The organism is Acidaminococcus sp. (assembly GCF_050873445.1).
Lineage (GTDB): Bacteria > Bacillota > Negativicutes > Acidaminococcales > Acidaminococcaceae > Acidaminococcus.
Genome location: NZ_JBNMIU010000068.1, coordinates 1 through 9057, shown reverse-complemented (window position 1 = coordinate 9057; position 9057 = coordinate 1). Strand labels below are relative to the sequence as shown.

The window sequence follows — 9057 nt, the reverse complement described above, 5'->3', positions numbered from 1 at the left end:
GGGGGAAGTATGCTCTTTTCTCCTCAAATTTTGTTGAGGGAGCCATAGAGATAAAAAAAGAAGGGGCTGTGAAGAAATGAATTCTCATTTCTTCACAGCCCCTGCTTTTTTTATCAGCCACGACTATTGTTCACTGATTGCTTTCATTTTCACTATCTCTTCATCTTTACCTCTCTAAACTATGGTATAATAATTTTTATGGAAACATCCCGGCAGCTTGCTGCCAGAATAGCGAGGGTTAGCTATGAACAAACAACAAACCGTATTGATTGCAGACGATGAACCTCAGATCCGCGAGATCCTGAGTATTTATTTCAAAAAGGAAGGCTTTAAGGTCATAGAAGCAGCCGACGGGGCTGAAGCGCTGGTGCAGGTCCAGGCCGGCAAGCCGGATATCATCCTGCTCGATATCATGATGCCCGTCCTGGATGGCCTGGAAGTGTGCAAACAGGTGCGGAAAATTTCCGATATCCCCATTATCATGCTCACGGCCAAGGACTCCGATGATGACCGGATCCTGGGTCTGGAGATCGGTGCTGACGATTATATCTCCAAACCCTTCAACACCCGGGAAGTGGTGGCACGGGTCAAGGCCGTGCTGCGCCGGACCAACGCTTCTCTGAACGCCCAGAACAAACAGGTGCTGGAATACCCGGATCTGATGATCAACCTGAGTGAATACCGGGTGGTGGCTTTTGGCCGGGAAATCACCTTCACTGCCAAGGAAATGGAACTCCTGTGGTGTCTGGCCTCCAACCCGGGCATCGTATTCAGCCGCAACCAGCTGCTGGAAAAAATCTGGGGCTACACCTACTATGGAGATACCCGTACGGTGGATACCCATATCAAGCGGGTACGCCACAAGCTGGCCATTCCGCCGGATTCTGCCTGGGACATCATGACCGTCTGGGGCGTAGGGTACAAGTTTGAGGTTAAAAAAGACAAGTGAAGAAATCATTAAGCACCAGGCTCATGTACAGTTACATGGGCCTGATTCTGGCTATCATCATCGGAATCTCTGTCGGGCTCAGTTATCTGATCACCGATTATTTCTTCCGCACCAAGGAACTGGAGCTGAACGACAAAGGCGGTCAGGTGGCCGTGATGGTGCGGTATTTCAATGCGCTGAATATGGATCAGGGTATCCTGCGGGACTATCTGACCAGTATGGACCAGCTGGTGGGGGCCCGGATCTGGCTGTTCGACAACCAGTACAAACTGGTGGGAGCTTCGGAAATCATGTCGGATTTTGAGCAGATTCACGGGGACGGCAGCAGCAAGGCGGAACAGGCGGCCCGCCGGCGGGACAAATGGATGCAGAGTGTGGCGGCCATTGACCGGCAGATCCGGAACGACGGGGCTGACCGGACCCGGTTCCACGGTATGCTGAGCAAGGTCTACAGCGGTGAAAGGGTGAATGAACGGATTTTCCATCCGATCTACAAGGAACAGGTACTCATGGTAGGCATCCCCCTGACGGATACAAACGGCAACGTAACCGGCGCCATGCTGCTGGCTTCCCCTCTGGGCGGTCTGAACAAGGTACTGAAGGATATCTACCTGTACACCATCATCGTGGGGATCATCGCCCTGTGCGTCAGTGTGGTGATTGTCAGCGGGCTGAGCCGGCGTATGGTAAAGCCTCTGATCTCCATGAAGAATGCGGCCAGGGCCATTGCTTCCGGGGACTATTCCCTGAAGGTGGCGGTGGATGGCAATGACGAAATCGCTGATCTGGGCCGCAGCCTGAACTCCTTGAGCCGGGATCTGGAGCAGTTCGTACTGAAGAGCCGGAAAATGGAGAAGATGCGCCGTGACTTTGTGGCCAATGTAAGCCATGAGCTGCGGACACCCATCACCATTATCCAGGGCTATAACGAGGCCCTGTCAGACGGCACTATTACGGATCCTGAGGATGTAAAGAAGTACCGCAGACTGATTAACGACGAGACCCAGCGGCTGCAGCGGCTCATCAAGGAACTGCTGGACATCAGCCGGCTGCAGCGGGGCGAAGGAGAAGAAATGGAACCCATCCCCCTGGGGAAGATTGTGGAAAGCGTGTGCGGGATGCTGGAAGGCAAGGCCAGACAGCGGGACATCCGGCTGGAGCAGTATGTGGACGACAGCCTTGTGGTGTACGGCAATGGTGACCGTCTGTATCAGCTGGTGATGATCCTGGGAGACAATGCCATGAAGTATTCCCCGGATTCATCGGTGATCCGGTTCCAGGTGATGGAAAACGCTCTGAAGGGCACGGTACTCACGGTGGCGGATCATGGCTACGGCATCCCCGAAGAAGATATCCCCTATATCTGGGAACGGTTCTACAAGGCGGATAAATCCCATTCCCGGCATATTCCGGGCACGGGACTGGGGCTGGCCATCGGCAAGGAGATCATCCGCATGCACAGGGCCAAAGTACAGGTGCAGAGCAAGGTGGGCAAGGGTACGGCTTTTATCATCACGTTCCCGCCTTATCAGGCTCCCAGCCATGTAGCACCCGATGGGGCCCATGAGGCGGAAGTGGTGGAAGATGTGCGCCCTGAGCCGGAGGAGACCAGCTTTGAACAGGAGGAGACCCATGAAAAGAACTAAAAAAAGCGGGCTGCTGACGGCGGCTCTGTGCCTGGGACTGACGCTGCCCTGTTTCGCCGGGGCCTGGCTGCCGGAGGAACCCAGCAAGGACGAGGAGGCTCTGATCGGCTTCTACCAGGGAAATGGAGAATCACTGGCAGTGCGGGAGAATGGCGGTCATCTGCAGCTGCTGTACCGTTTCTTGCAGAAAGATAAAGATTTCACCGGAGCCAATCTGTTTACCTTGGTGAAGAACCATTATGACAACTACGATCTGCGGGAAACCGGACCCAATACGGATTCGGAAAGCACCGTGCGGTTCGACCGGGACAAGAACGGCCAGAGCATCAGCCTGAATCTGGGACAGAAAAGCTATACCCGCCGGTTTACCCGCAGCGAAAGCGGCAAGGCCATGCGGATTACGCCGCCCCAGCCTATGAAAACCCTGCGGCAGCAGGCTGAGGTAGCTGTGGCACCCGATTTGCCCTATGATAAGACGGCGGACCTGGTGGATCTTAGCCAGACGGTGCCCGGGGTGAAACTGGATCTGCGGTATACCACCAGCAACAATTTGTTCGGGGCTCCGCTGGTGCAGAGCACCCGGGCATATCTGGACCGGAATGCGGCCCAGGCCCTGGTACGGGTGCAGGATGGACTGCGGCCCTACGGCTATGGCCTGGTGATCTGGGAAGGGTACCGGAGCTGGAGCGATTTCAAGCTGGCCACCCTGGCCCTGGGCAAGGACCATGCAGATATGCTACCCAGAGCGGAGGAAGGGTACGGCCACAATTCCGGCCGCAGCGTGGATGTGAGCTTGTACGACCTGCAGAGCGGGGAACCGGTAGAAATGATTTCTGATTTCGATGAACCAAGCCCGGCCCAGTATGCCCAGTTTGCCGGCGGCACCCAGCGGCAGCGGGCCCTGCGTGACCTGCTGCGCCAGCAGATGACGTTACAGGGCTTTACTGCCAGCGACATGGAATGGTGGCATTTCGATTATGATGCGGGGAACCGGTATCAGGTGCTGAACGTGAAAAAACAGTGAGCAGTGGGTGATGGATATCCTGGCCTTAACAGCCCTTGCACTGCCTCTTTTCTTATGCTATACTGAATACATTAATTCCATATCTTGTGATGAACAGGAGAGTAATCTTTTCTTGCAGGACCAGAGAACCGGGGACAGGTGGGAGCCCGGTGCGAAAGGAAGAGATGAAGTTCACCTGGGAGCAATCGGACTGAACGGAGTAGGTCCGGCGCTGGCTGCGTTATCGGCTGCAAGAGTATAAAATAGGGTGGTACCGCGAACCTTCGCCCCTTGTGGGGCGGAGGTTTTCTTTGTTTAGGAGGCGCGAACATGAGTGACAAACTGCAGGAATTGCGGGAAAAGATCCAGAAGGATCTTAGCGAAGTCAAAAGTGTAGACGATTTGAAGAATATTCGGGTGCAATACCTGGGCAAGAAGGGGGCCCTGACCTCCATCCTGCGGAGCCTGGGCGATGTGGCTGCGGAAGAACGGCCGAAAATCGGCAAAATGGTCAATGAAGTACGGGCAAAAGTGGAAGCCCGCATCAATGACCAGATGAAATTGTTGGAAGCCCGTCAGCTGGAAGAAAAAATGGCCAGCGAAAGAGTGGACTTCACTCTGCCTGGCCGCAAACTGGCCATGGGCCATCTGCATCCGGTAACCCAGACCCTGCGGGACATCAAGAAAGTGTTCATGCGTATGGGCTTCGAAGTGGAAGAAGGACCCGAAATCGAAACGGATTACTTCAACTTTGAAGCTTTGAACCTGCCAAAAGACCATCCTGCCCGTGACATGCAGGATACGTTCTACATTACCGATGATATCCTGTTGCGGACCCAGACTTCCGGTGTGCAGGCCCGTACCATGCAGAGTCGGCTGCCCAATACTCCGATTCGCATGATTTGTCCCGGCACCGTATACCGCAACGACTACGATGCCACCCATTCTCCTATGTTCCATCAGGTGGAAGGTCTGGTAGTGGACAAGGACATCTCTCTGGCTGACCTGAAGGGCACTCTGGAATTATTCTGCAAGGAAATGTTCGGAGACAGCGTGAAAATCCGTCTGCGTCCCAGCTTCTTTCCTTTTACGGAACCTTCCTGCGAAGTGGACATCAGCTGCGTGATGTGCGGAGGCAAAGGCTGCCGGGTATGCAAGAATTCCGGCTGGCTGGAAATCCTGGGTGCTGGTATGGTCCATCCCAACGTACTGCGCATGAGCGGCTATGATCCCGACAAGATGAAGGGCTTTGCCTTCGGGATGGGTGTGGAACGGATCGCCATGCTGCGTTACGGCATTGATGACCTGCGTCTGTTCTTTGAAAACGATCTGCGGTTCATCCGTCAATTCTGAGTGGGAGGCAAGGAACAATGTTAGCATCGATCAATTGGCTGAAACAATATGTAGATATCCCGGTTACTCCGGAGGTACTGGCGGACAAACTGACTCGGGTGGGCCTGGAAGTAGAACAGGTAATCCATTTGGGCGAAGGCCTGGAAGGGGTTATCACCGGCAAAGTGGCTTCCATTGAGCGCCATCCCGATTCTGACCATCTGTGGGTATGCCAGATGGATCTGGGCAAAGGTGAGCTGACCCAGATCCTCACCGGGGCTCAGAACGTACACCAGGGCGATATGGTACCGGTGGCTGTAGTGGGTTCCCATCTGCCTGGCGGAATGACCCTGAAAGCCGCCAAGATGCGGGGGCTGGATTCCAACGGCATGCTGTGCAGCGCCGGGGAACTGGGCATCGACTCCAAACTGCTGCTGCCCGAACAGAGGGATGGCATCTTCATCCTGCCGGCGGATACCCCTGTCGGCGTGGACGTGAAAAAACAGCTGGGACTGGACGATGTGGTCCTGGATATCGACCTGACTGCCAACCGCAGCGACTGTTTCAATATGCTGGGCCTGGCCCGTGAGACCGCTGCCGTGCTGGATCAGACCCTGCGCCTGCCCGCTCTGGATACGAAAGACGCTGCAGCTGGCAACGTGGCCGATGAAGCCAGAGTGGAAATCCAGTGCAAGGATCTGTGTACCCGGTTCGCACTGCGTATGGTGAAAGACATCAAAGTGACGGAATCCCCTGAATGGATGCAGAAACTGCTGCGGGCTGTGAACATCCGCCCCATCAACAATGTGGTGGATGTGACCAACTACGTGATGATGGAACTGGGCCAGCCCATGCATGCCTATGACTACGATACTGTCAAGGATCACACCTGGATTGTGCGCCGGGCAAAGGAAGGGGAAACCCTGGTAACCCTGGATGGCCAGAAACGGGACCTGACTCCCAACATGATTGTCATCTCCGATCCGGAAAAAGCCATCGGCCTGGGCGGTGTCATGGGAGGGCTGGCTACCGAAGTTACCGGCAAGACCGTGAAAGTCATGCTGGAATCTGCTACCTTCTACGGCCCCAGCATCCGTCATACTTCCAAAGATCTGGGCCTGCGCAGTGAAGCTTCCCAGCGGTTCGAACGGGGTGTGGATACCATCCGCGACCATGATGCCCTGAACCGGGCCGTCCATTTGCTGGAAGAAATGGGCGCCTGTGAAGCCGTTCCTGGCGTGGTGGAAGATTATCCTGTACCTCAGGAACCTGTGAAAATCAAAGCCGTACCGGAAGCCTTGCGCCGCCGTATCGGTACTGAAGAGATTACCGATCAGCAGATGCGGAAAATCCTGGAAGGCTTGAGCTTCACTGTGGCTGACCAGGCTGACGGCAGCTGGCTGGTGACCGTGCCCACCTGGCGGAATGACTGTACCTGTGATGCGGATCTTTCCGAAGAAGTGGCCCGGATGTACGGCTATGACAAGATTCCGTCCACATTGCCTCAGCTGGATATGGCCCGGGGCGGCCAGGCTCCCATTGAAGATGTGAAGGACAAGGTACGCGATACCCTGACCGGCATCGGTCTGGACGAAGTAATGACGTATACCTTCATTAACTACGGTGATTTCGACAAACTGGGACTGCCTGCGGAAGACAAGAGACGTCAGGCCATCCAGGTAATCAACCCCATCAGCGATGACTTCAAGACCATGCGTACCACCCTGGTACCCAGTCTGCTGAACACCGCTGCCTATAATCAGGCCCGTCAGACCGAACGGATTGCCCTGTTCGAACTGGGACGGGTGTTCCTGCCCAAGGCTCTGCCGCTCACTGAACAGCCCACGGAAAAGACACGTCTGTGTATCGTACTCTCCGGCAAACGGAACGAACTGAACTGGACCGAAAGCAAGGACGCTGTGGACTTCTTCGATTTGAAAGGGACTCTGGAAGAAGTGCTGGAAGCCCTGCAGGCTGCCGGTGTGACCTATGCTGCCCCGAAAGAAGGGTTCCTGCACCCCGGCAAGAGCTGCACTGTGCTGCATAACGGCAGGGAAGTGGGCTTCATGGGGGCGCTGCATCCCCGGGTCCAGGAACAGTTCGGTCTCAGTGCTGAAACCTATGTACTGGAAGTGGATCTGAGCAGTTTTGTGGAAGATGCAGAGAAAATCCCGCAATTTACCCATATTCCGCAGTTCCCCAGCACCAGCCGGGATATTGCTGTGGTAGTGCCCGTAGCTGTGAGTGCAGTAGATCTGATGGCCGCAATCCGTACCCAGGCTGGCCCGTTGCTGAAGGATGTACGCCTGTTTGACGTATATGCCGGCAAGCAGGTGAAAGCAGGGTGCAAGTCCGTGGCTTTCAGCCTGACCTTCCAAGATCTGAACCGGACCTTGAAAGATAAGGAAGTTAACGATATCATCGCCCAGGTGGTGAAGAAGGTCCAGGAGCAGTTCGAAGCAGAACTGAGAGATTAATTTTAAAAACTTGTTGACAAAACTGTCAAGCTATTGTATACTAAACAGGTCGATGACGCGAGAGCGTTGAAACGACAACGGCCCAGTAGTTCAGTTGGTTAGAATGCCGCCCTGTCACGGCGGAGATCGTCGGTTCGAGTCCGTCCTGGGTCGCCAATGCGGAAGTAGCTCAGTGGTAGAGCATCACCTTGCCAAGGTGGGGGTCGCGAGTTCGAATCTCGTTTTCCGCTCCATAGGAGTATAGTTCAATGGTAGAGCAACGGTCTCCAAAACCGTCGATCTGGGTTCGAATCCTAGTACTCCTGCCATCGATTTAACAGAGGACCAGAAAACACAAGGCAATATGAATAACACGTGGAACTGCTTCCACGATGGGATTGCCCATGTTTCTGGTTCTCTTTTATTATCATTTGATGTCGCTTCATATTGTACCATATTCTCTATTTGTTTCCTATTTTTTCATGATGGATTTGGGATTTTCCATGGTATAATGAAACAAATCAGAGGGGGGGGAGGTACAAACGTGAACACAATCAAAAAAGCAAGGATTGCCTATACGGGTTCTGGCCTGAATGATGGAACTATGCCTGTAAAAGATCTGGCACCAGCACTGCTGGCCTTTACAGAACTGGTTGAAAGCGCCTGCCGGGCGATTGGGGGCACGAAGCCGGTCAAGGTCATGCTCAATCAGGACAGCCTTCACAAAGGCTCTTTTGACATTACCTTCCTCCTGAATTTGGATATTCTGCAGCAAGTAAAACTTTTCATGTCGACCGCCCAGAAAACCGGCCTGACGGATCTGCTCACGGTCCTGGGGTGGGGCACTGCGGCCGGCAAGGGGATTTTCTGGCTGATAAAAAAAATCCATGGCCGCAAGATCAAAAACATTGACGCCCACAGGGGAGAAATCACTCTGGCTGATGGAGAGACCATCCAGACCGACCAGAACACCATCAAGGTTTTCTTGAGTGTAGATTGCCGGATCAGCGTGGAAAAGATCATCGAGCCTGTGAAGAAGGAAGGAATCAATGGATTCGAACTGCGGGACCCGGACCGGAACACGAAGAACCAGACCCTGCTGCAAGTCGACAAGGGGGAAACAGAACTTTTCAAGGCTCCTCCTGCGGCTGATGAAGGTGATATAGAAGCCGACACTGCAGAACAGGAAATGCTGGCCCGGATCATCTCTGTGAACTTCGACTTGGGAAAATGGCGTCTGTCCGATGGAACAAATTCCTTCTGGGCATCCATTGAAGATAAGGATTTCCTTCAAAAAGTTGACAAAGGAGAACTGTCTTTCCGGAAGGGTGACATGCTGCGGATCCGCTACTATGTCCATCAGGCAGTGAAGAATGGAAAGCTTTCTTCCGACTATATTATCACCTGTATCCTGGAACTGAAAAGGGCACCCCAGCAGATCAAAATTGATTTCTGAGAGTATTCGTTACCCGGCCTTAGTGGGCCGGGTATTTTTTGGTTCTATCTGCGGTTCTATCATCGGGAAATAAATAGGTTCTTTGTCAAATGTTGGGGCGAATTTCAAATCATCCACCATTCATGGACGTGAGCATTTTTGCTTACGTCCATCTTTAATTTAGTTTTACCTTAGACAACAGTAATATCCTTCCTCGAAATCGTTTAAAGTTCTTG

The 9057-nt window shown here is 53.7% G+C and carries 6 protein-coding genes, 3 tRNA genes and 1 other annotated feature; all 9 genes read left to right on the top strand.

The genetic code is table 11. The annotated features are described in order from the left end of the window. The first annotated feature begins 244 nt into the window (after positions 1-244). The 9 genes from ACR0QW_RS10045 (at position 245) to ACR0QW_RS10005 (ending at position 8842) form a co-directional block, all read left to right on the top strand. The gene (locus ACR0QW_RS10045) at positions 245-949 is read left to right on the top strand and encodes a response regulator transcription factor (RefSeq protein ID WP_432643517.1); all 705 of its coding nucleotides are present in this window, start codon (positions 245-247) and stop codon (positions 947-949) included. Continuing rightward, the gene (locus ACR0QW_RS10040) at positions 946-2595 is read left to right on the top strand and encodes a HAMP domain-containing sensor histidine kinase (protein ID WP_432643516.1); all 1650 of its coding nucleotides are present in this window, start codon (positions 946-948) and stop codon (positions 2593-2595) included. The genes ACR0QW_RS10045 and ACR0QW_RS10040 overlap by 4 nt, the downstream gene beginning before the upstream one ends. Then, entirely contained in the window at positions 2582-3619 is a 1038-nt protein-coding gene (locus ACR0QW_RS10035; RefSeq protein WP_432643515.1) for a M15 family metallopeptidase, read from the top strand. Before ACR0QW_RS10040 ends, ACR0QW_RS10035 begins: the two co-directional genes overlap by 14 nt. A gap of 80 nt (positions 3620-3699) precedes the next feature. Further along, positions 3700-3893: a binding site (T-box leader), on the top strand. A 35-nt stretch (positions 3894-3928) separates the two neighbouring features. Further along, positions 3929-4951 carry a phenylalanine--tRNA ligase subunit alpha gene (pheS, locus tag ACR0QW_RS10030; RefSeq protein ID WP_432643514.1) on the top strand — a complete coding sequence of 341 codons (1023 nt, stop codon included), beginning with the start codon at positions 3929-3931 and terminating at the stop codon, positions 4949-4951. Between the two features lie 17 nt (positions 4952-4968). Next, positions 4969-7407, top strand: a complete 2439-nt coding sequence (pheT, locus tag ACR0QW_RS10025) for a phenylalanine--tRNA ligase subunit beta (RefSeq protein ID WP_432643512.1) — start codon at positions 4969-4971, stop codon at positions 7405-7407. 79 nt (positions 7408-7486) lie between these two features. Then, positions 7487-7563 (top strand) — tRNA-Asp (locus ACR0QW_RS10020). A gap of 2 nt (positions 7564-7565) precedes the next feature. After that, positions 7566-7640, top strand: a tRNA-Gly gene (locus ACR0QW_RS10015). 1 nt (position 7641) lies between these two features. Beyond that, positions 7642-7715 (top strand) — tRNA-Trp (locus ACR0QW_RS10010). 215 nt (positions 7716-7930) lie between these two features. Continuing rightward, positions 7931-8842, top strand: coding sequence for a hypothetical protein (locus ACR0QW_RS10005; RefSeq protein ID WP_432643511.1), 912 nt, complete (start codon positions 7931-7933; stop codon positions 8840-8842). Positions 8843-9057: the final 215 nt, after the last annotated feature.